At 43.8% G+C, this 22,692-nt stretch carries 20 protein-coding genes; 13 read left to right on the top strand and 7 right to left on the bottom strand.

The window, feature by feature from the left end; translation table 11 throughout:
• Positions 1 to 276 precede the first annotated feature (276 nt).
• Entirely contained in the window at positions 277 to 543 is a 267-nt protein-coding gene (locus tag J5X94_RS04895) for a hypothetical protein (protein WP_210540544.1), read from the top strand.
• 87 nt (positions 544 to 630) lie between these two features.
• On the opposite strand, the gene J5X94_RS04890 is transcribed toward J5X94_RS04895, so the two are convergent.
• Both J5X94_RS04890 and J5X94_RS04885 read right to left on the bottom strand, forming a co-directional pair.
• Positions 631 to 1,107 (bottom strand): cell division protein ZapA, encoded by a 477-nt coding sequence (locus J5X94_RS04890; protein WP_210540438.1) that lies wholly within the window; start codon positions 1,105 to 1,107, stop codon positions 631 to 633.
• Positions 1,108 to 1,303: 196 nt separating this feature from the next.
• Positions 1,304 to 1,747 carry a hypothetical protein gene (locus tag J5X94_RS04885; protein ID WP_189585515.1) on the bottom strand — a complete coding sequence of 148 codons (444 nt, stop codon included), beginning with the start codon at positions 1,745 to 1,747 and terminating at the stop codon, positions 1,304 to 1,306.
• A gap of 207 nt (positions 1,748 to 1,954) precedes the next feature.
• On the opposite strand from J5X94_RS04885, the gene J5X94_RS04880 reads away from it, so the two are divergent.
• The 5 genes from J5X94_RS04880 (at position 1,955) to J5X94_RS04860 (ending at position 7,153) form a co-directional block, all read left to right on the top strand.
• Positions 1,955 to 2,608 (top strand): UPF0149 family protein, encoded by a 654-nt coding sequence (locus J5X94_RS04880; protein ID WP_189585512.1) that lies wholly within the window; start codon positions 1,955 to 1,957, stop codon positions 2,606 to 2,608.
• Positions 2,609 to 2,641: 33 nt separating this feature from the next.
• Positions 2,642 to 3,889 (top strand): acetylornithine deacetylase, encoded by a 1,248-nt coding sequence (gene argE, locus J5X94_RS04875; protein ID WP_210540437.1) that lies wholly within the window; start codon positions 2,642 to 2,644, stop codon positions 3,887 to 3,889.
• Between the two features lie 143 nt (positions 3,890 to 4,032).
• Positions 4,033 to 4,767 (top strand): LysE family translocator, encoded by a 735-nt coding sequence (locus J5X94_RS04870; protein ID WP_201592132.1) that lies wholly within the window; start codon positions 4,033 to 4,035, stop codon positions 4,765 to 4,767.
• A 772-nt stretch (positions 4,768 to 5,539) separates the two neighbouring features.
• A complete protein-coding gene (locus J5X94_RS04865; protein WP_210540436.1) occupies positions 5,540 to 6,754 on the top strand; it encodes an RtcB family protein in 1,215 nt (404 codons plus the stop codon).
• Between the two features lie 162 nt (positions 6,755 to 6,916).
• Positions 6,917 to 7,153 (top strand): hypothetical protein, encoded by a 237-nt coding sequence (locus J5X94_RS04860; protein WP_210540548.1) that lies wholly within the window; start codon positions 6,917 to 6,919, stop codon positions 7,151 to 7,153.
• A 101-nt stretch (positions 7,154 to 7,254) separates the two neighbouring features.
• Here J5X94_RS04860 and miaB read toward each other — a convergent pair whose 3' ends face one another.
• Positions 7,255 to 8,748, bottom strand: coding sequence for a tRNA (N6-isopentenyl adenosine(37)-C2)-methylthiotransferase MiaB (gene miaB, locus J5X94_RS04855; protein ID WP_210540435.1), 1,494 nt, complete (start codon positions 8,746 to 8,748; stop codon positions 7,255 to 7,257).
• A gap of 347 nt (positions 8,749 to 9,095) precedes the next feature.
• Between miaB and J5X94_RS04850 the strand changes: the two genes are divergently transcribed.
• From J5X94_RS04850 to J5X94_RS04835, 4 genes are all read left to right on the top strand, one after another.
• On the top strand, positions 9,096 to 11,216 hold the full coding sequence (locus J5X94_RS04850) for a lytic transglycosylase domain-containing protein (protein WP_210540434.1): 2,121 nt from the start codon (positions 9,096 to 9,098) through the stop codon (positions 11,214 to 11,216).
• A 360-nt stretch (positions 11,217 to 11,576) separates the two neighbouring features.
• On the top strand, positions 11,577 to 12,353 hold the full coding sequence (locus J5X94_RS04845; RefSeq protein ID WP_228293170.1) for a ribonuclease T2: 777 nt from the start codon (positions 11,577 to 11,579) through the stop codon (positions 12,351 to 12,353).
• Between the two features lie 308 nt (positions 12,354 to 12,661).
• The gene (locus J5X94_RS04840; protein WP_240215757.1) at positions 12,662 to 13,645 is read left to right on the top strand and encodes a malate dehydrogenase; all 984 of its coding nucleotides are present in this window, start codon (positions 12,662 to 12,664) and stop codon (positions 13,643 to 13,645) included.
• Positions 13,646 to 13,910: 265 nt separating this feature from the next.
• Positions 13,911 to 14,150: a DUF2789 domain-containing protein gene (locus J5X94_RS04835; RefSeq protein ID WP_210540433.1), complete on the top strand. Its 240-nt coding sequence runs from the start codon at positions 13,911 to 13,913 to the stop codon at positions 14,148 to 14,150.
• Positions 14,151 to 14,293: 143 nt separating this feature from the next.
• Here the strand turns inward: J5X94_RS04835 and ribF are convergent, their stop codons facing one another.
• Positions 14,294 to 15,334: a riboflavin biosynthesis protein RibF gene (gene ribF, locus J5X94_RS04830; RefSeq protein WP_228293159.1), complete on the bottom strand. Its 1,041-nt coding sequence runs from the start codon at positions 15,332 to 15,334 to the stop codon at positions 14,294 to 14,296.
• Between the two features lie 253 nt (positions 15,335 to 15,587).
• Here ribF and J5X94_RS04825 point away from each other — a divergent pair, with 253 nt between their 5' ends.
• Entirely contained in the window at positions 15,588 to 16,196 is a 609-nt protein-coding gene (locus J5X94_RS04825) for a GNAT family N-acetyltransferase (protein WP_210540432.1), read from the top strand.
• Positions 16,197 to 16,207: 11 nt separating this feature from the next.
• On the opposite strand, the gene J5X94_RS04820 is transcribed toward J5X94_RS04825, so the two are convergent.
• The 3 genes from J5X94_RS04820 to ampD form a co-directional block, all read right to left on the bottom strand.
• Positions 16,208 to 16,828 carry a hypothetical protein gene (locus J5X94_RS04820; protein ID WP_228293158.1) on the bottom strand — a complete coding sequence of 207 codons (621 nt, stop codon included), beginning with the start codon at positions 16,826 to 16,828 and terminating at the stop codon, positions 16,208 to 16,210.
• A 127-nt stretch (positions 16,829 to 16,955) separates the two neighbouring features.
• Positions 16,956 to 18,506, bottom strand: coding sequence for a murein biosynthesis integral membrane protein MurJ (gene murJ, locus J5X94_RS04815; RefSeq protein ID WP_210540431.1), 1,551 nt, complete (start codon positions 18,504 to 18,506; stop codon positions 16,956 to 16,958).
• A 311-nt stretch (positions 18,507 to 18,817) separates the two neighbouring features.
• Complete coding sequence (ampD, locus tag J5X94_RS04810) at positions 18,818 to 19,408, bottom strand: 1,6-anhydro-N-acetylmuramyl-L-alanine amidase AmpD (RefSeq protein WP_210540430.1); 591 nt, start codon at positions 19,406 to 19,408, stop codon at positions 18,818 to 18,820.
• A gap of 176 nt (positions 19,409 to 19,584) precedes the next feature.
• On the opposite strand from ampD, the gene J5X94_RS04805 reads away from it, so the two are divergent.
• The gene (locus J5X94_RS04805) at positions 19,585 to 21,765 is read left to right on the top strand and encodes a DUF4105 domain-containing protein (RefSeq protein ID WP_228293157.1); all 2,181 of its coding nucleotides are present in this window, start codon (positions 19,585 to 19,587) and stop codon (positions 21,763 to 21,765) included.
• Positions 21,766 to 21,828: 63 nt separating this feature from the next.
• Entirely contained in the window at positions 21,829 to 22,668 is an 840-nt protein-coding gene (locus J5X94_RS04800) for an SDR family oxidoreductase (RefSeq protein WP_210540428.1), read from the top strand.
• Positions 22,669 to 22,692: the final 24 nt, after the last annotated feature.

Here is a 22,692-nt window from a genome sequence, read left to right as displayed (position 1 = left end):
AGTGAAGTAATCAAAAACTGGCTTAACGTGGCCAGTTTTTTTGTTCTAGCACTGCAATCAGTGAGTACGATTATCTAATGAGCAATTCAGTGAAATCAGTAATTGAACGGTAAAGGTGTTGTATTGTCACTATTATTGACGGTAAAATTTATACTATTAAGACGTAGTGAATAATCATTGGCTGAGCCATTTTAATCATTTCTCACGTTTACCCCTCATTCAAGGAGCAATGCTGTGTTCGCTGCTATTATGATGATAATTATTATCTGGATTGTGATGTGGGGCTTTTACAAGTTTATGTACCCGCGCGCACCCAAAAGCATGATGCCAAAAGATGGTGATGTGACCACACTGCGTCACTGCAACTTCTGTGGTAACAGTTTGGCTGAATACCGCGGTGTTCTAGAGACCAAGCCGGGCTTGGTGGCAAGTAGCGATGGCAATACTGACGCTGATATTAAAGGCAGTCAGGAGTTATTCTTTTGCAACTATGAGCATCAAGCGGATTTTCATGCTGGAAGAACTTATAATCCTAATGCATAAGTAAGTAATTCGGCTGTGGATTAAACATAAAAAAGCGCTTGGCTCGATAGAGCTAAGCGCTTATCTGTTCAACAGATCCGTGTTTACCTATAAGATAGAGTGTGCATCCTTCATGATTTTATTGAGTAATGCTTCAGATTGCTTATCTCCTTGAACACGATCTTCATCACTTCTTTGATGCGCATGAATTTTCTCGTATAAATTCAGACAGCACAGTACCAGTAAGCTCTCTTGGCTGAGGCTCGGCGCGTCGCGTTTTAGGTCGAGCGCATAGTTATTAATATAAGAAACGGCTGAATGTAGTTCTTCTTGCTCATGTACTGGGCAATAGATGGGATAGGTGACCCCAGCAATCGCAATATCTACTTTTTTAATCTGCGGCTCAGGAGTGCTATTCGTTTTAGGTGCAGGTTTAGCAGCGACGCTCTGTGAAGCCAAATTATTTGAGGCTGAAGCATTTGGCACGGCTTTTTGGGATTTAAGGCCGTTGATTGGCCGTTGGTTGTTTTGTGATTGATTGTTTGGCGCTTGCTTATCTAAAGGGATAGTCTGGTCATCAGTCATGATAAATCCTACAATATATGTCATTAAAGTGAGTGATATAAGAGCTTACACGTGTGAGTCTGTTGGCTTAATCAATGCTGTATTTTTAATAATTAAGGTACTTGATAATAAAAGTACATTGGTAAACGTGGCTTTTATCGATAAAAATGCTATTTGAAGACAGTGATATTCGTCAATTATGTCCTCGTACCGCTATTTATGAACCTTCTGCTTGATCGATACGGGTTAAGCGTTTTAACACCACTTGCGTACGCTCAGCGGCCAGTTGATTCTTCTTTTGTAAGTCATTATTTTGCTGTTTGATATCGCTATACTGCTGCTTTAATTCATTATTATGCTGTAGCAGCTCGCTGTTTTCTTGTTGTAATTGGCTGATTTGCTTTTGCAATTTATCTTGCTCTTCACCGATCATATGGTGGGCTTCTGCCAGATTTTGATAGCGGTTATCGAGGTCGTTCAGCTTCTTTTTGGCGCCATCGCGCTCTGTATAACTGCTATCGAGCTTGGCCTGAAGTGTGGTAAGTTCTTTTGGATCGGTAGCGGGGTGTTTTTTGAGGCTGCTAAGTTCAGCACTGACAAGCTGATACTGTTTTTTGATGTCGAGTATCATTTTTTCTAATATTCTAAGTTGATCATACATAGTCAGTTTTTATCCTTAACAAGTAAGCGTGAATGAATTTTGTTCTCTGCGTTTAATAATGCCATAGGTGACCGCATAATATCTATATCAACAAAGTAATTGTATGCCGCTTTGTTTCATAACTTCTATTAGCCGCCGCCTCGTTAATGATATCGCGCGGCGTCTGTTTCTATTTAATACTACTAATCAATCACTAGGACATCTATTATGAATGATAATATCTCTGGCTGGAATACATGGCTGACTGCATTTGATGATTGGACTGACGTGTCTATCAGTGAGGTACACGGCTTGATGACAGGGCTGATGACCGCCTGCGATGCACCTGATGAAAAGGTATGGGCGAAGGTGTTTGAAGAGCTGAGCTTCGCCGCTTTACCAGAGCCTGCATTGACTTTGTTGACAGAAGAAGCTGAAGATATAGTGTTCCAGCTCAAAGACAAAGACGATGCCTACTCTTATACGCCATTAGTCCCAGATGATGAACATGATTTATACGAGCGCGTGATGGCACTGAAACAGTGGGCAAATGGCTTTATGACGGGTTTTGGCATTACTGATTGCCGTCTGAGTAGCGAAGAAAACGAGATGCTATCGGATTTGGCTAAAATCGGTGGGATTCGATTAGAAGACGATGAAGACTTTGAAGGTGGTGAAGAGTCTTACCTGCATGTTTATGAATTTGCGCGTATGGTACCAGTGAGCTTTGCCACTCGCCAACGTAAGCCTGTCAAAGACATCGCCTTGATTTCTGGACTTGCCATTGATGCCAAAACCACCAAAGAGTTGCAAGCTGAAGGTAAGGTGTCAAAACCAATGCCGCCAGTTGTTGATATTATGAACCAACACAATCCCTCATAATACGAGTATCACGTATCATAATAAGGATGTTTTATGACTATACAGAATAGTAACGATGATGCCAGTCAAGTATTGGCTGATGCTCATTATCCCACTCAAAGTATCGATTGGCTAACGCGCTTAATTGGCTTTGATACGGTCAGTCGTCATTCTAATTTGGCTTTGATTGAAGATGTAAAAGCTTACTGCGAGCAATTGGGTTTGAGCGTCGATTTGACCTTTAATGAAGCCAAAAATAAGGCCAATTTATTCGTCACTGTGCCAGCAGGGGCAAATGCTGACGACGTCAATCATGGTCTCGTGCTATCTGGTCATACCGATGTGGTGCCAGTCGACGGTCAAGACTGGACGTCTGAGCCTTTCACAGCAACCATTCGTGGTGACAAGCTATATGGTCGCGGCGCTTGTGATATGAAAGGCTTTATCGCTTGTGCGCTGACGATGTTGCCACAAGCGGTAAAACTATCTAATGCAGGCCAGCTGCGTCGCCCATTGCATTTGGCATTATCATTTGATGAAGAGATTGGCTGTCTAGGCGCGCCATTGATATTGGCAGATTTAAAGGCGCGCGGTATAACCCCTGATTATTGTATCGTCGGTGAGCCAACTAATATGGCTATGGTGGTGGCACATAAAGGCATTGCGGTTTATCGTTGCCGTGTGCATGGTAAGTCAGCGCATTCTTCATTGATTGCACAAGGGGTCAATGCCATTAGCTATGCCAGCCGATTGGTGGGCTATGTCGATACGCTTGCCGAAGAGCTAAGTACTCGTAACGGTGCTCTTGAAGATGGGGACGAGATATTCACTGTGCCTTATTCAACGTTGTCAGTAGGTACCATCCATGGCGGTACGGCCACCAATATCGTGCCCAATCTGTGCGAGTTTACCTTTGATTATCGTAATCTGCCGCATATGACGCAAGAGGATGTACTGGCACCCATTCAAGCCAAGATTGCGGAATTAAATTCGCAGATGCAAGCCCGTGCGCCAGAGACTGGCATTGAGCTGATGCAAGAAGAAAGCGTACCGGCAATGACTGATAATGATAGTGCTGAACTACAATCATTGATCGCTGCATTGACAGGGGATGATGAGCGTCATAAAGTGGCTTACGCGACTGAAGGCGGTCAATTTACCAATGCAGGTATTCCAACAATCATCTGTGGACCTGGTAGTATTGAACAAGCTCATAAGGCGGATGAATACGTTGAACTTAACGAAATTGTACGTTGTGATGGGTTTTTGCAGAAGCTGTTAACTAGTTGTGCGGTTAATTAGTAGATTGAGAAGCAAGTGATTGTTTTTTCATCTAACTTTTTATCTAAGTTGGCATAAAACACACCGTCTATATGGCGGTGTTTATTTTTTGCCTCTTTTTCATGTTTCAAGTTTATTTCAAATAAAAGAGTAGGGGTTGGTTGATGTCTTGGCACCTGTTTGCGGTATTTTTTGCGAGTACGTTTTTTATCTCAGCGACCCCAGGTCCCAATATGCTGCTAGCATTCCAGTATGGTATGAACTACGGCGTGAAGCGCACATTGTGGACGCTGGCAGGTTTAAGCCTTGGATTGTTTGTGCTACTGCTTTCGACATTGCTTGGCCTCGATGTGATCAGTCGCCAGTCACCTTGGTTGCTGACGATCATCAAAGCCGTTGGCGCGGCATACTTGATTTATCTGGGTATTAGCTCATGGCGTGATGCTGGCAATGGCAGCTTGATGAGTGATGCTCGTGAAATGAGCGAAGAAGTCGCGGCTGACTATCCTTCTTCTGATAGTGAAGATACAGTTGGTACACCGCAGCCGCGCTCACTCTCGAGTGCTGCTGCTAAAGCTGCCCCAAGTAATATGACTTTGTTTCGTACTGGCGTTTGGGTATCGTTGTCCAATCCAAAAGCCATTTTGTTCTTTGCTGCCTTTTTTCCTAAATTTATCAATTTCAGCGCGCCATTATGGCCACAATATATTCTATTGACCATCGGCTTGTTTTTGAGTGAGACAATTTGGCAGATCATTTATACGTTGGGTGGTAAGAAGCTGGCAAGTTGGCTCGATGTGGGTAATCGCTTGGCTTGGCTCAATCGTGGTTGCGGGGTGATATTTATCATCATTGCTGCTGCTTTATTGGCTGAAGTTATAAATAGTTTTATGGTTTAAAGATTTCTGAGTTCTGTGTTTAAAATAAGACTTTCAATGAAATATAATTTTTTCTATAAAGTAAAATTAATTATTGACTTTATTTTTTAAATCGTTATTATTAGCATTATTGATTTATTAGCTTCTATGTAAGCGATAAATCATTCCAATAAACCTGCTACTATTGTCTACAATAATTAGCCACAACCTATGGAGGAATCATCGTGTCCTATTTAACTACCAAGACGTTTTTAAAGACTGAATTTGTAAACTACATGACAGCAATGACAACTTCGAAAAGGTTTGGCTGAATCTATATACAAGCTATTGAATGATATCCTATTGAATAATATCAACGCATAGCCTCCTGTATCTACTTATGCTATCCCTCTTCTAAGTCTACTGTGTCAAAATCGCTCTGCGATTGTGCTAAGCCATATTGCGCTTGCTGTTATCTGTTTACCTAACATTTTTCTTCACCGTCATTGCCAATAGAGTGCTTCATGCTATTATTTAGCTGATGCTTTTCTATGCGTACAGCATTTACGCAATGGGCAGCGGTTTTGAACCATGTAACCTTTCTTTAAAACGTCTATAATAAATTAACCATGAATTTTTATTGATTTTTTAATTAATAAGAAACGGTATTTTATTGCCTGTGATTTAGCTTTATTTTTTTCTTATTAAACGTTTTGTTTAATTGATATGAATTAGTGATGTCTAAAATTATAAAAATCAGTAAATTAAAAAAATATGCATGGTTATCAAAATAATAAAATGGAAATAATAAGTAATGAGCATTAAATTAATATTAAACGAAAATCGTAAGCACGGCGTACCCGTCAAGATTTACACCTCGGATGTTGAGCAAGGGGCGATGCAGCAACTACGCAATTTAGCCCAGCTGGATTTTGTACACTCACATATTGCGGTGATGCCCGATGTGCATGTTGGCAAAGGCGCTACAGTTGGCAGTGTGATTCCGACTAAGTCTGCCATCATTCCTGCCGCAGTTGGTGTCGATATTGGCTGTGGTATGAATGCGGTGCGTTTGTCCCTGACGGCAAGCGATTTGCCTGATAGCTTGAGGTCATTACGATCGATCGTTGAGCAGCAAGTGCCTGTTGGCTTCAACATGCACAAGCAAATCCAAGCCAAGAACTCAACGTTTGACCCACTAGGCAAACGCCTAAAACCGATTACTGATAAGCATCCAGGTTTACTTAAAATGCTCAAAGGTTTTGAGCGTACATGGGCGAAGCAGTTGGGGACATTGGGCGGTGGCAATCATTTCATTGAGCTTTGCTTGGATGAAAACAATGATGTCTGGGTCATGCTGCACTCTGGCAGCCGTGGTATTGGTAATTGTATCGGCCAATACTTTATTAGCCTTGCCAAAAAAGAACGTCAATCGCGCTTTGGTCATGTGCCAGATCGTGATTTGTCTTACTTTGCCGAAGGGTCTAATAGTTTTGCCGATTATATCGAAGCGGTAGGCTGGGCGCAGGATTACGCGTTAGAAAATCGCCGTGAAATGATGCGCTTAGTGATTAAGTCATTACAGTCGCCACAAGCGGGGTTGCCACGATTTCAGCTCACCAAAGAAGCCATCAATTGTCATCATAACTATGTCAATGAAGAGGTACATTTCGGTGAGCAGGTCTATGTGACGCGTAAAGGCGCTATTAGCGCTTATGCAGGTGAGCTTGGGATTATCCCAGGCTCTATGGGTGCAAAGTCCTTTATCGTACGTGGTCTGGGCGAGGCTGAATCGTTTTGCTCATGTTCACATGGGGCAGGGCGACAGATGAGCCGAGGCAAAGCCATACGAGCGTTCACCATTGATGAGTTAAAAGCGCAAACGGATGGCGTTGAGTGTCGCAAAGACAAAGGCGTCATCGATGAGATACCCGGCGCTTATAAAGACATCGATGAAGTGATGGCCAATCAAACAGATTTAGTCGAAGTTGTGCATACGCTGAAGCAAGTCATGTGCATTAAAGGCTAACAAGTAAAACCATAGCGAGTCACGACGGTGTCAATCGAGTTTAATGTACTAAGTGTACTATTTGCGCTCGATTTCCTAATCGTGGTCTCACTATGGGGTCACTCGAATATATAAAACAGATTTAGAGTTATTAAAAATATAGGTAAAAATATAGGTAAAAATATGAGCTTAAAAGAAACCTTAAAAAAGGCCAAACAAATTGAACGGCAGTTAGAGCAGCAGGCTGTGACAGGTGTGCAACACTCGCTAGGCACTGTCAAACCGCGTAATTATTTGGCACTGGATCCACTATTAAGAAAAGGTGGTATTCACGAAAAAGAAGATATCGATATTGTCCGAAAAAAACGCCGCCGCGAAACCAAGCAGCAGTTACGGAAGACAGATTGGCTATCAGAATAATGATGGTTAGTATTCACGCACAAAAAAGCCGTTCGCTATTATAGTGAACGGCTTTTTTATTCTTACTCAAATTTATAACTTAACCATTGTTGCCTTAACCGCTATGCCAATACTTCGATTAGCTCACCTTTGACCATGTGCGGGCTGACGAAATCAGTAATACGTACGCTCACAAGTTTACCCAACATCTCATCCATTGTATCAACGTCATATGGGAACATAACCGTACGAGTATTATCCGCTGTACCGATTAAGCAGTCGGGATGACGGTTGGCAACTTGTTCAACCAAGACGCGAGTCGTAGTGCCAACCATTTCATGAGTTTTAGCCAGCGTCGAATCAATGATGACTTTTTGGAATTCTGCCAAACGCTCTTTTTTAGTTTTGAAACTCACATCATCTGGCAACTCTGCCGCTGGCGTGCCTGGACGCTTCGAATAGATAAAGCTGTAAGAGTGATCGAAGTTCAATTCTTTTGCTAGATTCAAAGTATCTTGGAAATCTTGATCCGTCTCACCAGGGAAGCCAATAATAAAGTCACTCGATAAGTGAATATCAGGACGAATGGCTTTAAGCTTATTAATCTGATTGATATAAACGTCAATCGTGTGATTGCGTTTCATCGCTGCCAAGATAGCGTTTGAACCGCTCTGAACCGGTAGATGTAAGTGCGATACCAGCTCTGGCAATTGTGCGTAAGCGTCAATGATGTCATCGGTGAACTCAAGCGGATGGCTGGTCGTATAACGAATACGCTCAACACCATCGACATGCGAGACATAATGTAACAGCTCAGCGAAACGGCAAATGCTGCCATCGTCTTTTTCACCGCGATAGCCGTTGACGTTTTGACCGAGCAGGTTGATTTCACGTACCCCTTGTTCGGCAAGGCTATCAATCTCAGCCAATACGTCATCGAGTGGGCGCGATAATTCTTCACCGCGGGTATAAGGTACGACGCAAAATGAGCAATATTTTGAGCAGCCTTCCATAATAGAGACAAAAGCTTTGTAGCCTTCTACTCTTGGCTCAGGTAAAAAGTCAAACTTTTCGATGCTAGGGAAGGACACATCAATCGTACCAATACGGTTTTTAGGCGCGATGTCACGCTGTTCATTTGATTGGTCGTATAGCTCAGGCAGGCGATGCAAGGTTTGCGGGCCAAACACCATGTCGACGTAAGGCGCGCGTTTTTGAATATTGTCGCCTTCTTGCGAAGCCACACAACCACCAACACCAATGACGAGGTCAGGGCGTTTTTCTTTTAGCTTGCGCCAGCGACCCAATTCTGAAAAGACTTTCTCTTGCGCTTTTTCGCGGATAGAGCAAGTGTTCATTAGTAGTACATCGGCTTCGTCGATATCATGCGTGACTTCCATACCGTGGGAATCACCGAGCACGTCGAGCATTTTGCCAGAGTCATAGACATTCATCTGACAGCCTTGGGTGGTGACAAAGACTTTTTTGGTCACTGCTTTTTCGACGGGTGCTTGGGCTGAACTTGCTTCTTTGAGTGCAGTGACAGCAGGCGCAGTAGCAGTTGTCTCAGCAACAGCAGCGTCATTGATGCGGGGATTAAATACAGTAACACTCATAAGGATAAGTCCATGATTGACTAAAAATATAGCAGGGTAGCCGATTAACAGGTGGCATATTTTATCACAACCCTCTGCCAATGTGAAAAATTAGCACAGGCTATTGGTCATCAATATGATAAACAATTCATAGCAGTATCAATTATTTACTAGAATTAGCAGCGGTTTTGACAAAAACTGCGACTAGACACCATTTCTATGTTACACCGCACTGTCCTATTTATTAACAAAAGGTAAAGGAGATAGTTGAAAGCACAATGAATATAGTATGATGAGTGCTATAACCTTGGCGATACTTAGCGAATCGCTATTCCCTTATTTGTAGAGATATCATAAAGAGAGTCAGTATGACAAAGTTGCGTGTTGCTCATAGCATCAAGGATGAAAAGTCTACCAGTAAAAAGCACGCGTCCAAGCGGCTCACAGCCGGTACGCTACGGATGAGCGCGCTGAGTGTAGCGGCAGCAGTGAGTGCGCTAGGCATATCGCAAGTCGCTTGTGCAGAGCTGACATGGGGTGATAACGACAGCTATCAGCCAGAAAGTAATTATCAACAAGACAGCAGTGTTGACTCATTTACAGCCGCTGCTATCGCAGCAGATCGCGGTGATGTCAGTGCGCTTTATAATTACGAACAAATGATGAGCGGCGGTTTGTTTGCGATGTATCCCACTTATTGGCGGATGAATCTAGACCTTAACTCACAAAGTTCAGCGGCTGTAGCGCAGTTTGTGCGTCAGTATCCTGATACAGTCATGGCTGAGAAGTTGGTTGCGGATTTTGCTGAGACCAAAGCGGGGTCAAACGACTATGCCTCAGTCAGACAAGTGGCGAACTTGATTACCAATGCCGATGCCAGCGAGCGCTGTGCCGTTGCGCTTGGGTTCAATAATGGCGGTGATACCATGCGCGCCATGGCCGCCAAGTCTGATGTGTGGCTGACCACCCAAAAACAGCCTGCCTTGTGTGATCAGCTAGCGATGGAGATGAATAATAACGCGCTGATTAGTAATCAAGATCGTGCTGCTCGTCTGAAACGTATGCTTCGTAAAGGCAAAACTGGCGATATTATGGCGTTGTCATCACGCTTAGGCACGCCCATTGCTTATTCTGCTTTGAGTGAGATTCAGCTAAATCCTTCATCATTCTTTACCAGTTTTGGTCGTGAGCCTGCCAGTCAGACCAATCAGTATCTCTATCTGTATGCGATAGGCCGTATCGCTGACAAGTCTTATCGTGAGGCAGCATTGCAGTTAGATTTTGATATCAAACAAGACAATCAGCGCTCAGTCAAACTATTGAATGATGAAACCCGTCGCTATGCTTATCGTACCATTGGGGTACAGCGTATGAATCATAATACTGACGATGGTTTTAACGCTGAAGCAGTTGATTGGTTCCGCAACAGTTTAGATGACGATTTTAACTTCGAGGAAGCTGAAGACTATGCCATGGCAGCGATTCGCTTTGGTCGTTGGGACGATGTGGTCGAAGCCATCTCAAAAATGGATGGTGAAACTCAAAAAGGCAATCAGTGGCAGTATTGGCTGGCTCGTGCTTATGAGCAATCAGGCAATAGCAGTAAGAGTAATACCGCTAAGAAAATGTATCAAAACCTAGCAAAAAGTAACGATTACTATGGTCTAATGGCAAAAGACAGAATCGGTCAGCGTTTTGACGCCAGTCGCTTAGGCGGTAGCAACTTACCCAATGTTAGTACTGCCGATCGTGCCCGCGTCATGCAAGATGGAAACTTTGCTCGTGCCTTTGCTTTATATAAAGCTGACGCTAGCCGCGCTTATGCCAACCGTGAGTGGAACTGGGCAGTCAAGCAAGCACGTGACAATCGTGATGACAATCTAATCATCGCCGCTGCTAGCTTGGCACATGACATGGGCTGGCTCGATCGGGCGATTTATGCCGTTGACAATACGGACAGAGTCGACAGCTTGGCATTGTCGCATCCGATGCCGCACCAAGATGCCGTCGTTCGCTACAGCCAATCGGCGGGGATTGATCCGGCATGGGCTTATGGCATCATGCGTCAAGAGAGTCGATTTGTAGCCTCAGCGCGCTCAGGTGTTGGTGCTAGTGGGTTGATGCAAGTGATGCCTGACACAGCAAAATATATCGCCCGTAATTTAGGTGAGACTTATAGCGCTAGCCGTGCCAACAGTGGTGATACCAATATCCGTTATGGTACTTGGTATATGGGGGATATTTTGGGCAAACTAAATTATCAGCCAGTATTGGCAACGGCGGGCTATAATGCTGGCCCTAATAATGCCAAGCGCTGGCAGCCGGTCTATGGTTCGTTAGCCGCTGATCAATACGTGGAGTCAATCGCTTTTCCTGAAACGCGCAATTATGTGAAACACGTAATGGAGAACGCTACGATTTATAGTAGCTTATTGGGTCGTAGTCAGCCGATTAGTCAACGTATGGGTACGGTGCCAGCTGCATTTTAGGTTATTCATTTAGTAAAAAAGAAACCATTGACGATAGACTGTTAATGGTTTTTTTTATATCTATTTTTCGGCATTCATTTTTATTTGAATCAATGGGTTATTATTCTGCTATATAGAGGTTTGTATTCTCTCTGATTTCTGTCTTATTTTTAATACTTAAGCGATGTTTACGTTTCTGCTATAGATTAAAAAACGCATTTTGCTACCATTGCTTTAATTGTTGTCTGTATTTTTTTTGGTTTATTTTAAGCTTGGTTCAATGAATATTTATACTTTGAGCACCTTTATTTAAGCTTGCCCACTCTTTTATCGTTGCTAGATACCTAACTACTTATGATCAAAAAATATTTCAATTTGCCTATGTTATTGCAAGCCAATCGTCAGCTGTCGAATCAGACGCGGGTGGACACTCTGTCGGAATCAGTCACGATAAAGTTATCTACGAAGCTAAATGACAGTGCGATACGTAAAAAGGATGCGATAGGCAAAGAATATAAGGATAAAGGGTATACGGTGATGGGCGGGGTCGCCTTGCTATTGTTACAGAGTGTGATGATCATACCAGCGCAAGCGGCCAATGCCGTCAAGAGTGGTCAACGTGTGTTAATGATTGAGATGACGCCTGCATTATGTAGCTTGCAACCAACACGAGTACGTATGCGCCAATGTCTAGAAGGGTATTCATTAACGGTATCAGGTTTGGACATGGGCTATGGCGAGCGCTGTGGGCGCGGTGTCGAGCCGCGCCTGACCCCATTACAACTAAAAGTTGTTAACCGTATCATGCCAGACACGACAGTACGTAGCCAAGTATGGCAACATTATGGTGCCTGTAGCCCATTAAGTGCGAGTAGTTATTTTCGCCAAATAACCAACTATGCCGGTGCCCTAAAATTGCCTAACGAGCTCAATACTGGCAACAGTTATACCGTCTCAAAATCACGCTTTATTGGACAAATGACTCGCCTTAATAGTGGCATGCCTGCTGCTAGCATTGATTTAATTTGCCAAGCGGGCAGTCGACGCCAAACGATATTAACCGATGTCCACGTTTGCTACGAAGGCAGTGAATTTGGTAGCTGCAGTGAAGTGGTAGATAATTGCGGCAAAAAGTTTATTATCTCAGGCGGTAAGTAACGTCCTTTTTGGTGAACGATGGATGAATATTGCTCATTTATAAATATCATCCTGTTTAAGTAACTTCTGCTAAAGCTATTTTTTTATCACTTCCTCTTCATTCTCCATCCTTTATCTATAAAGGCTTGACCGATACCAATATCCTCTCGTATAAAATGTAACAATATAGTGAGGGATAGCGTTCGCGCTTTCTCTAGACGGTTAACGGGGGGAAGTGCTACACTATCTCTCGGTTTAAGACTGCTAGTGTTCAGTGAGCAAGTCGATATCTATAATGATAATCATCAATTAGGGAGTATTCAATGTCAATGAAACAGCCTTTACGTGTTGCCGTTACTGGCGCCGCTGGTAACATCAGCTATGCGATGCTATTCCGTATTGCATCTGGTGAGATGCTAGGTAAAGATCAGCCAGTTATTTTGCAGTTGCTTGAAATCACTCCAGCACTTGACGCCCTGAAGGGTGTGGTTATGGAACTAGAAGACTGTGCATTTCCATTATTAGCCGGTATCGTTCAAACTGATGATGCAAACGTTGCATTCAAAGATATCGATTATGCTTTGCTCGTTGGCGCTCGTCCGCGTGGTCCAGGTATGGAACGTAAAGATTTGCTAGAAGCCAACGCTGCGATTTTCTCAGCCCAAGGTAAAGCATTGAATGACGTAGCAAGCCGTGACGTTAAAGTATTGGTTGTGGGTAACCCTGCCAACACTAACGCACTTATCGCTCAGCGTAATGCACCAGATCTTGACCCACGTAACTTTACAGCGATGACTCGTTTGGATCACAACCGTGCCATGGCGCAGTTGGCTGGTAAAACTGACAGCACTGTCAATGACGTGAAAAAAATGATCATCTGGGGTAACCACTCATCAACTCAGTATCCAGATCTAACGGCTTGTACTGTTAATGGTAAGCCAGCATTAGACTTGGTTGATCGTACTTGGTACGAAGGTACTTATATCCCAGAAGTACAACAACGTGGTGCAGCGATTATTAAAGCTCGCGGTGCATCATCTGCTGCTTCTGCTGCCAACGCTGCTATCGCACACATGCGTACGTGGGCACTAGGTACTGATGAAAACGATTGGGTATCTATGGGCGTTTACTCAAACGGCGAGTATGGTATTGCCGAAGGTTTAATCTACTCATTCCCATGCACGTGCACTAACGGCGACTGGTCTATCGTAGACGGCGTTGATGTGTCATCTGATTTCTCAAAAGAGAAAATGGCAGCGACTGAGCAAGAGCTTAGCGAAGAGCGTGATGCGGTAGCTCATTTACTACCATAATCAAATAGCTTGCTAAAACTTTAGTGCTACTTGCAATCATGTTATGTATAAAAAGCCTTCTTGTTTGAAGGCTTTTTTACGTTTAAATATCTGTTATTTTTAATCGCTCTTATCAATTGTATTAATGTTTGAGGCTCAACTATTAATACAATTGATAACGTTAGATAAACGTTGGTTAACAGTTATTAAAATAAAGCTTGCTACAATAAAGTGGTTAGCCTAAATAATAAATAAAACTAAAATTGCACCATATAAGGAGAAAAGTATGTTGGGTGAACCTGAATATAATATGAATGAGTTATTTGCTCAATTGGGACTTGATAGCTCAGATGAAGCGATTGATGACTTTGTTGAAAAACACCAATTGGCAAAAGAAGAAAAGCTAGTAGAGGCAAAAGTTTGGACAGACAATCAACGTGCTTTTTTACAAGAAGAATGGGAAAAAGATGCGGAGTGGGTAGAAGTCATCGATGATTTAAACGTGCGTATGCATCCAGACGCGTAAAAAATAATCTAAAAGATCTAAAAGACAAATAAGAAGTATAGAAAAGCAAAAACCCACGACATTGTATTTAGAATGTCGTGGGTTTTGCTTTTCTATATCTTGAATGCAATGCGTATGATCTAAGTTCGAGACTTTGCTACATTCTAGTTAGGCTGCTCTGCTCGCCATTCAAGCAACGCTTTTACATCATTATGAATACCAACTTTTAGCGCCTCTAAGCCATCATAATGTCGTTCACCATGCAAATAATGTAAAAAACGAACCTGTAAATTTAGTCCATATAAATTAGCCTGCAATTCTGGGAAATGTACTTCTAAACGCCAGTCACTGCCTTTATCGACAGAGGGTCTGATGCCAATGCTGGCTGTGCCAAACAAGCTGTGTGGACGCAAACCTGTTACGCCTAATTTTCCATTAATCGCTTGCTCGGTCAAACCATTAGCGATGACTTTGCCATGGTCATCTAAACTCACCACATCGACGGCAAAGATACCATGCAAAGCAGGTTTTAAGCGCTGCAAATCGATATTAGCTGTAGGGAAGTCCATGGTGCGGCCTATCTGATCGCCACCAACAACTATGCCTGTAATCGCGTAATCACGACCAAGCAGCGTGTTAGCGGCGTCAATATCACCAGCCAATAACAAGTCGCGAACGCGAGTAGAGCTAATACGGGAAGCTTTACCACTGTCATCTATAACGGTATGCAGATTGGTCACATCCAAGCCATAATCCCGCAAAAACTGACTGTCGCCAGTACGGTCATGACCAAAGCGAAAGTCGTCACCCAGTACCAATGCTTTTACGTTCAAACGCTTAGCCAATATATCTGCAAATGCCTGTGCTGATAGCGAACGAAAATCAGTATCGAAGCTCGCTACAATCAAAGTCTCGACCCCATGCTCTGCTAGCAGCGCTTGCTTTTCGGCTAGATTGGTCAGGCGCGCGGGGGCAGTAGCGGGGGCAAAAAATTCACGAGGCTGTGGCTCAAATATCATGACGGCAGAGCCAAGATTTTGCGCTTGGGCAATCTCATGAACTTGAGCCAGCATCGCTTGATGACCCAGATGTACGCCATCAAAATTGCCGATAGTCAGCGCACAAGGTGCTAGATTTATCGGATTCGTACGTGCAGGCAAAGCGCTCGGCGACGCAATCAGTTGCTCAAGAAAATAGGTGTTCATAAGTTTTCAGCTATGATAAGACCAGATAAAAAACGAAAAAACACACCTATACTAACAATCGATGTGTCTAAAAGCAGCCATTATAAAGTAAAATAGCCCCACTAACATCCTATAGTCGACGCATAGTGAAAGTATCAGTCACTCAGCGTGGTCATTCTTTATGAGTTATTTGTATTTGCTTGTGTTATCAGTATGACTATTATTCACTATTATCGATGATGCCGATAATAATGCTAAAAATTATGGAGATCTTATGTCTGATGTTGCCTTGAACGCTATACCAACTGATTTATCGACACATCAGCTCGCTGATCAGTTTGTTGTGCAGCGTGCGAGTAAAGAAGATTTAGCAGAAGTCTTAGCCATTTATAATCAAAGCATACCTGCTAAACAAGCAACAGCTAACCTTACATTGGTAACCGTAGATGAGCGAGCTGCTTGGTTTGATGAGCATCTAAGCAGTCCAACAAGGCCCATATATGTGGTCAAAACATTGCGAGGAGGGGATGATGCAGAGCGAGCGCAGTCGCCGATAGTTGCATGGGGCAGCTATAGTGATTTGTATGCGCGGACAGCCTATCATATCAGCACTGAGATCAGCGTCTATCTAAATCAAGATTATCAGGGTCAAGGCCTAGGTAGCTTGTTGACACGCTGGATGTTGACGCAAGCGCCAAGCTTGGGCATTCGAAATATTGTCGCGCTTGTCTTTGCTCACAATCAGCCAAGTTTAGGACTTTTCCGTAAACTTGGCTTTGAGCAGTGGGGCTACATGCCAGAAGTTTGCGATATGGAAGGGTTTATTGCTGATGTCGTGATGCTGGGTAAAGCGGTGACATCGGATGATGCTTCAGATAAGTAAGCTAAAATAGCTTAACCCAAGATCTTCCATTGACCTTCTATCTTCTGTAGCTGATAGGTCAATGGCGCAGGTTCGCTCTGTCCTTTGAGCATCAACTCACCAGTAATAGTGGCACGAGTCTTGTCATCATTATACTTGGTATCAGTGATAGTAACGCCATCGACAGTCTGCTGAAAAGCGGATTGTGTTTTGGCAAGTTCTTTTTCAAAATTCGCCATATCTACTTGATAGTATCCAACCGCTTCTTTTACATCGCCATAATATAAGCTATTTAGCGCCTGTTTGACGGTGTCTTCTGGCGTACCAGCTTCAGTCGGATTGGTCACTAAGCTTTTTTGTTTGGATGAAGCAGTGATTGGGTTGATGTTATCACTATCAATGGCTGTCTCATCTTTAGCGCTATCCGTCATTTGCTCGCTTGCCACTGTGTTATTTGCATCAACGTCTGCCGTTTGATTGGCTGCATCGACTTCAGGGTTCCCAGCCACGGCAGCTGTATCGCTCGCTGTGTTTGCGCTATCGGCTTCTACATTATCATTGTTGTTACACCCGCTGATTAGCAGTCCGGTGCTCAATACACCAGCAGTTAGTAGCATTGGTAAGCGTCGCAGCGTTGAATATTCGACTGTCATAGTAAACCTCAAATTTCATTTATTTATCAATAACCGATTATGACAACTATCAGCAGCATTCACTGTCAATTCTCATATTAAGCTTGTTTTGGTTTAGTAAGTCATTTATTCAGCGTTCACAAATAAATTAGCCATGCTTTAGCTGACGCGGACGGAAGCCTGTCGCTAATAATACCACCCCATAAACTAGGGCACCCACTGCACACATAATGAGCAGAGCCGCGATACGTCGCCACTGAGCCTCATCGGCTGGGAAGTAAGGTAACATGATATAAAGGACACCAATCATAGAAGCGGTAGAGATTGCAAACTGAGTAAACAGCTTTTTCCAGTGGCTGCCAAAACGGAAAATATCGCGCTTATGTAAGAAATAATATAATAAGCCCGCGTTTACGAATGCCGCTCCTGTGGTCGCAAGGGCAAGACCACCATGCAGAGGTATCTCTAAAAAGTAAAATATCCCAATAAATATCACACTAAAAACCATATTGGCAAATACCGATACGATACCGATTTTTACTGGTGTTCTAGTGTCTTGACGGGCAAAAAATGCTGGCGCAAAGATTTTAATGAGCATAAAGCCTAAAATACCACCCGCCATACTGCGTAATGCCAGCGAACTCATTTGCGCATCACGCAAGGTAAATTCACCACGTAAAAACAGCGCTTGCATCAGCACATCAGCCAGTATAAATAAGGCTGCTGATGCGGGCACACCCACCAATATGATTAAACGTGCTGCCCAATCAATGGTCTTTTTAAAGCTAACATCATCTTTTTTGGCTTCGCTTTTCGATAAACTGGGCAAAATGACTGTACCAATCGCTACACCAATCAGTCCTAACGGCAATTCACTCATACGCTCCGCTGCATAAAGCCAAGAAACCGAACCACCAATCATTAACGAGGCAAAAATGGTATTGAGGAGCAGATTGATCTGAGTGACAGAGACACCAAAGATAGCAGGCAGCATAAGTTTTAAGATACGTTTCACGCCTTCGTGCTGAAAGTCAATCTTAGGTGCAACCAGTAGATTTTGTTGCCATAACTGCGGCAGCTGTATCAAGAACTGTAGCAAACCAGCGATTGCAACGGCATAACCGAGTGCCATAATCGGTGTGTCGAACATAGGGGCAAAAATTAATGCGCCACCAATCATACATAGGTTTAACAGTACGGGTGCAAAAGCTGGCGCAGCAAAACGCCCGTAGCTTTGTAAAATACCGCTAGCAAAAGCAGTCATAGAAATAAATAATAAATAGGGAAAGGTAAGGCGCAGTAGCTCAGCCGTGATGGCAAATTTACCAGGTTGGTCAGCAAATCCGGGAGCAAACAACGTTACTACCCACGGCGCCATCAAAATGACGACCACGGTGAGCATCGACAAAATCAACAACAGGGCGCCTGAGGTACGACTGACTAATATCTGTACCTGTTGTAAGCTGTATTTTTCTTTGTATTCGGACAGTACTGGCACGAAAGCTTGGCTAAAAGCGCCTTCAGCAAACAGACGGCGCAAAAAGTTAGGTATCTTAAAGGCGACCAAAAAGGCATCCATCAGACCACCTGCGCCAAACACCCCTAATAATACGACATCGCGTACCAGACCTAAGATACGGGACAGCATGGTCATGCTGCTGACGACCATGGTTGAGCGAAATAACCGACTTTTTGCCATGAGAACCTATTTTGCTAAGTTGTTTACTGCTGGTTGTTTACTGATGATTGTTTGCTGAGTTGCTGTTATCAAAAAACTGACGGATTATAGCACTTTCATAATCGAGATAAATGGATTGGATGTGGAATTGCTTCATGGTGCTTAGATAAGCTAGGGCGTGTCCTCATTTTAAAAATGGTGATAAAAGTGAGGTAAATTGTAGTCAAACAAGGAAAAGAGCGCAGATATTACTTAGCTATTTGACGATGATTGGCAAGATTTAACCATTTTTAGCCCATTTAGATCGCTATCAGTTGAATTGAGGACACGCCCTAGTCCGTAAGGTTTTTCCCTACCAGTTCACGCAACTTTGGCCAGTCAAAATAATCGCCAGGATCTGTCTTTCGACCCGGTGCGATATCGCTATGACCAGTTAAGTGTCGGCGGGTTTTGGGGTAGGCATCATATAGCGCAGCGATAACGGCTGCAAGTGTGTCATATTGCGCCGAGGTGAAGGACACAAAATCTGACCCTTCCAGCTCAATGCCAATGCTATAATCATTACATTCAGGACGGCCAAGGTAGCTGGATCTGCCTGCGTGCCACGCGCGCTCGGCAAAGTTTACAAACTGTGTGATAGCACCATCACGTTCTATAAATAGATGTGCTGAGACTTCTGCGCCTTTAATCGTCTGAAAATAAGGATGCGCATCCCAGTCCAATTGATTGGTAAATAATGCTTTTACATAATGAACGCCATCACTGCCGCAGACGCCAAACTCATTCGGTGGTAGGCTAATATTGTGAATGACAATGGTGTCAATAGTCAGATGGTCGGGTCGTTTATTATAGTTCGGCGACATAAGCCAAGTGGCTGAGTATAAGCGCCCATCCTTTATAATCATTGGCGGTATCGTGGACATAGTGCTCTCTTTTTATAATTTGTTAATAAGTGCGTAGCAAATAATTGTGATTATCGATTTTTTATTAATTGATAGCAAAACTCTCTAAAAAATAGCTAATCACAACCTTCTTTTGACGATTCAATAGACCCAAAAACGCGATGAGCGTATGGCTTCTACAGTGCGAGATATTACTCATGTCTATATATTCAAACCTTGTGGTGCATTGCAACTTTTTGGCGACAGATTGTACGCCAACAAAGATGAGCAGGCGCTCGCGTTTGCCATTAACGGTTGCAGGTCTGTTACTGACGGCACAAGCGCAGGCATTTTTGCCAACGCCAGCAGAGCTTGTGACCACAGGTGAGCTAGCGTTGGATAACAAAGCTGATGCTGGGCTAAATAATAACATCAAGCCAAATAGCACCTCAAATAAAGATATCGCTGATCATCCTCGCACTAATACTAGCGGTGTCGATAATAACGTTAGTCATATTGTCGCTAGCAACACCAACACAGAACAGCTGCTAGCATCATGGCGCGAGCAAGCAAAAACAGAAAACCTAGCTCAACATACGACATGGCGACGTTTATTGTACTTCTTTGATGATCAAAAGAATCTAATTGGTAAGAAAAAAAACACAAGTCTCGTTGATGATGCTGGCTTCTTTTTAAGTGAAAAAGGTGCGCAAGACTCAGGCGCAGAACTTGATGCATTGCTGGTCGCCCTTGCTGAAGAATCAGTGCTGACTCATAATACGGTTGTCAAAGACAATACCGCTAATAATTCGGTACTTTGTCGTTTCCCAGCGCGCGTACAATGGCTGACCGATACGCTAAATATCGATAAGACAAGCTGGCAAGCTGAGTGTCCAGAGCTGGATGAGTGGATGCAAAAGCTGGCACCTGAGCAGCTGTCTATTATGTTTGCCGAAGAGTATTTGGACAATCCCATATCAGCCTTTGCCCATACCTTGTTGCGTATTGACTCAAAGGCCAGTGTGGCTGATCCCAGTCAGATTCATCATGCCTACGCGCTGAATTATACGGTCGATGGTGATCCAAACGATAGTTTTCCAGTTTATGCCATCAAATCCATGACAGGTCTCTATGATAACGCCATCGAAATCGATCCTTACCCAGAAAAACTGGCGAAATACTTGCAAGACGATGAGCGTGATGCGTGGACGTATCAGTTGAACTTGACCCCAAGCGAGGTGCAACAAATCATGTTGCATGTTTGGGAAACCAAAGGGTTAGAGTTACCGTATTACTTCACCACTGATAACTGCGCCTCTGAGGTTTTGCGCCTCATCGATGTCGTGCGTCCGCAGCAGCATTTATTAAGCCGATTGCCTTATGCCGTCGTACCCTCTGACGTCATTCAGCTGCTTAATGAAGAAGACTTACTGGCAAACCCTCGTTATACGCCAGCTGACAATACCGTACGTCAAGCCGCGCTTAACCAAGCCAAGGCCGCCGCTAAGCTGGGTTATCAGCCATTGACTAAAGAAGCTGCTCAAGAGATTAAATCCGCAGAGCGCAATCCAGAATCCAGTATGTCAGCAGATGGTCAAACCATACTAGATCTACCTATCGTCGCTGCCAACAATAATCCAATAGACAGACATCCATTGCAAATGGCGCAGATTGGTGTCGGACAGCGCGGTGACAATAACTATATCGATGTGGGCGTGCGTGCAGGCTTTCATGACACCCTTGATCGGGCCGCTGGTTTTTCACAGTTTTTTAATTTAGAAGGGCTGGCAGCGACGCTACGCCTTTATGACAAAGATGACAACAATAGCAACCACAAACAGCCAGACAGTGTGGTCTTGCAGAATTTTACACTGCTGCGCGGACGCTCATTTAACCCAGTAAATAGCGCTCAGCAAGGCAAAACTTGGGGCGTCAGTGTCGAGGCGACTCGAGTAAACGACGGCTCACAGCAAGATGGCACGGATCATCTGGTTGGGAGCGTGGGTTATGAGACTGGCTGGTCGTGGGCATTTGGTACACCAAGTGCTGGTACTGGCGAGATGCCGCCGCAATTATGTTACACCTTGCTATCAGGCACGGGACAAGCAGGGCGCGGTATTAATAAAGGCTTTCGCGTAGGTGCAGGTGTGAATGCTGGTTGCCGTTATCAAATTAACAATCAGTTACGTGCGCAGGCTGAATTGCAATTGCCATATTGGTATCATGGCAGCAGCGATGAGTCTAATGCTCGCGGTCATTACTGGCAGCCGGTCTCAACTTTGGGTCTACAATACGATATCGATAAAAAACAAGCATTACGTATCAATGCCAACTACGAGTGGCAAGATCGCATCGATGCCAATGACGATGTACAACTGTCATATAGACGTTATTTTTAGCACTTATTATTAAAAAAATGTATAAGCAGTCATTAGAAATGGCGTTCGAATAAAGGATAAATGATGAGTACGCAAAATTTACTGATTATCGGACAAGGTGATATCGGTTTGCCGGTCACCAACAAGCTTGCGCAAGATGGCTTTAACGTTACTGGGCTGGCACGCAATGAACGCGAGCACTATCATCTGGATAGTGAGGCAACGTTTATGCAAGCCGATGCGTTGACATTGACCGCTGAGCAGCTGCAAGACTTTACACATATGGCGATTATCGTCACGCCCGATGACTATTCAACCAGCGGCTATCACGAGAGTTACTTGGCGATTAACCAGCATTTGGCGACGTTTGCTCCAAAGTTAACCAACCTTAAACGTATTGTCTTTATTTCCTCAACAGGTGTTTATGGGCAAGATAACGGCGAATGGATAGATGAAAATACCACGCCTGTCAGTCCTGAGCGCGAAGCATCAAAGGTCATATTGCAAGCAGAGCAAGTCTTGCAGCAAGGCTTTGGTGATAAAGCCATTATCATTCGTCCGAGCGGTATTTATGGTCGCGCGCGTCTCATGCGCCTGCGCAAAGCCAAAGAGAAACAAAAAGAGCCAGTAGCCGCACAGCACTGGAGTAATCGTATTATGGATCGTGATTTGGTCAATATTATCACCAACGTCCTGACCATTGACGCACCAAAGTCACTCTATATCGCCACTGACTATGCGCCCGTCACTACTTATGAGCTAGGCGTTTGGTTAAGCGAGCAAATAGGGGAGACGCCGCCTGCTATTGATCATTCAAAAACAGCAGTTACGGGGAAGCGCTTGCATAGCAACATTCCGTTAGCTTGGCTGGATTATCCTGACTGGCAGGCAGGTTACCGTGATATTTTGAGCCATCAAGAGTAAGCCCTTAAGAGTCAGCTTTTAAGA

Origin of the sequence: Psychrobacter sp. K31L (genome assembly GCF_017942195.1) — a bacterium.
Lineage (GTDB): Bacteria > Pseudomonadota > Gammaproteobacteria > Pseudomonadales > Moraxellaceae > Psychrobacter > Psychrobacter glaciei.
Note: the sequence above shows the minus strand (reverse complement) of the source record. Positions and strands in the feature narration are given on the sequence as shown.

Coding starts and splice junctions, on each gene's coding strand:
- J5X94_RS04890 (WP_210540438.1), bottom strand. CDS start 1,107: ATGACTGATGACCAGACTATCCCTTTAGATAAGCAAGCGCCAAACAAT.
- ribF (WP_228293159.1), bottom strand. CDS start 15,334: ATGAACACCTATTTTCTTGAGCAACTGATTGCGTCGCCGAGCGCTTTG.
- J5X94_RS04860 (WP_210540548.1), top strand. CDS start 6,917: ATGAGCTTAAAAGAAACCTTAAAAAAGGCCAAACAAATTGAACGGCAG.
- J5X94_RS04885 (WP_189585515.1), bottom strand. CDS start 1,747: ATGTATGATCAACTTAGAATATTAGAAAAAATGATACTCGACATCAAA.
- J5X94_RS04835 (WP_210540433.1), top strand. CDS start 13,911: ATGTTGGGTGAACCTGAATATAATATGAATGAGTTATTTGCTCAATTG.
- J5X94_RS04845 (WP_228293170.1), top strand. CDS start 11,577: ATGTTATTGCAAGCCAATCGTCAGCTGTCGAATCAGACGCGGGTGGAC.
- J5X94_RS04865 (WP_210540436.1), top strand. CDS start 5,540: ATGAGCATTAAATTAATATTAAACGAAAATCGTAAGCACGGCGTACCC.
- murJ (WP_210540431.1), bottom strand. CDS start 18,506: ATGGCAAAAAGTCGGTTATTTCGCTCAACCATGGTCGTCAGCAGCATG.
- J5X94_RS04825 (WP_210540432.1), top strand. CDS start 15,588: ATGTCTGATGTTGCCTTGAACGCTATACCAACTGATTTATCGACACAT.
- J5X94_RS04840 (WP_240215757.1), top strand. CDS start 12,662: ATGAAACAGCCTTTACGTGTTGCCGTTACTGGCGCCGCTGGTAACATC.
- J5X94_RS04895 (WP_210540544.1), top strand. CDS start 277: ATGTGGGGCTTTTACAAGTTTATGTACCCGCGCGCACCCAAAAGCATG.
- J5X94_RS04805 (WP_228293157.1), top strand. CDS start 19,585: ATGTCTATATATTCAAACCTTGTGGTGCATTGCAACTTTTTGGCGACA.
- J5X94_RS04820 (WP_228293158.1), bottom strand. CDS start 16,828: ATGACAGTCGAATATTCAACGCTGCGACGCTTACCAATGCTACTAACT.
- J5X94_RS04880 (WP_189585512.1), top strand. CDS start 1,955: ATGAATGATAATATCTCTGGCTGGAATACATGGCTGACTGCATTTGAT.
- ampD (WP_210540430.1), bottom strand. CDS start 19,408: ATGTCCACGATACCGCCAATGATTATAAAGGATGGGCGCTTATACTCA.
- J5X94_RS04850 (WP_210540434.1), top strand. CDS start 9,096: ATGACAAAGTTGCGTGTTGCTCATAGCATCAAGGATGAAAAGTCTACC.
- J5X94_RS04800 (WP_210540428.1), top strand. CDS start 21,829: ATGAGTACGCAAAATTTACTGATTATCGGACAAGGTGATATCGGTTTG.
- J5X94_RS04870 (WP_201592132.1), top strand. CDS start 4,033: ATGTCTTGGCACCTGTTTGCGGTATTTTTTGCGAGTACGTTTTTTATC.
- argE (WP_210540437.1), top strand. CDS start 2,642: ATGACTATACAGAATAGTAACGATGATGCCAGTCAAGTATTGGCTGAT.
- miaB (WP_210540435.1), bottom strand. CDS start 8,748: ATGAGTGTTACTGTATTTAATCCCCGCATCAATGACGCTGCTGTTGCT.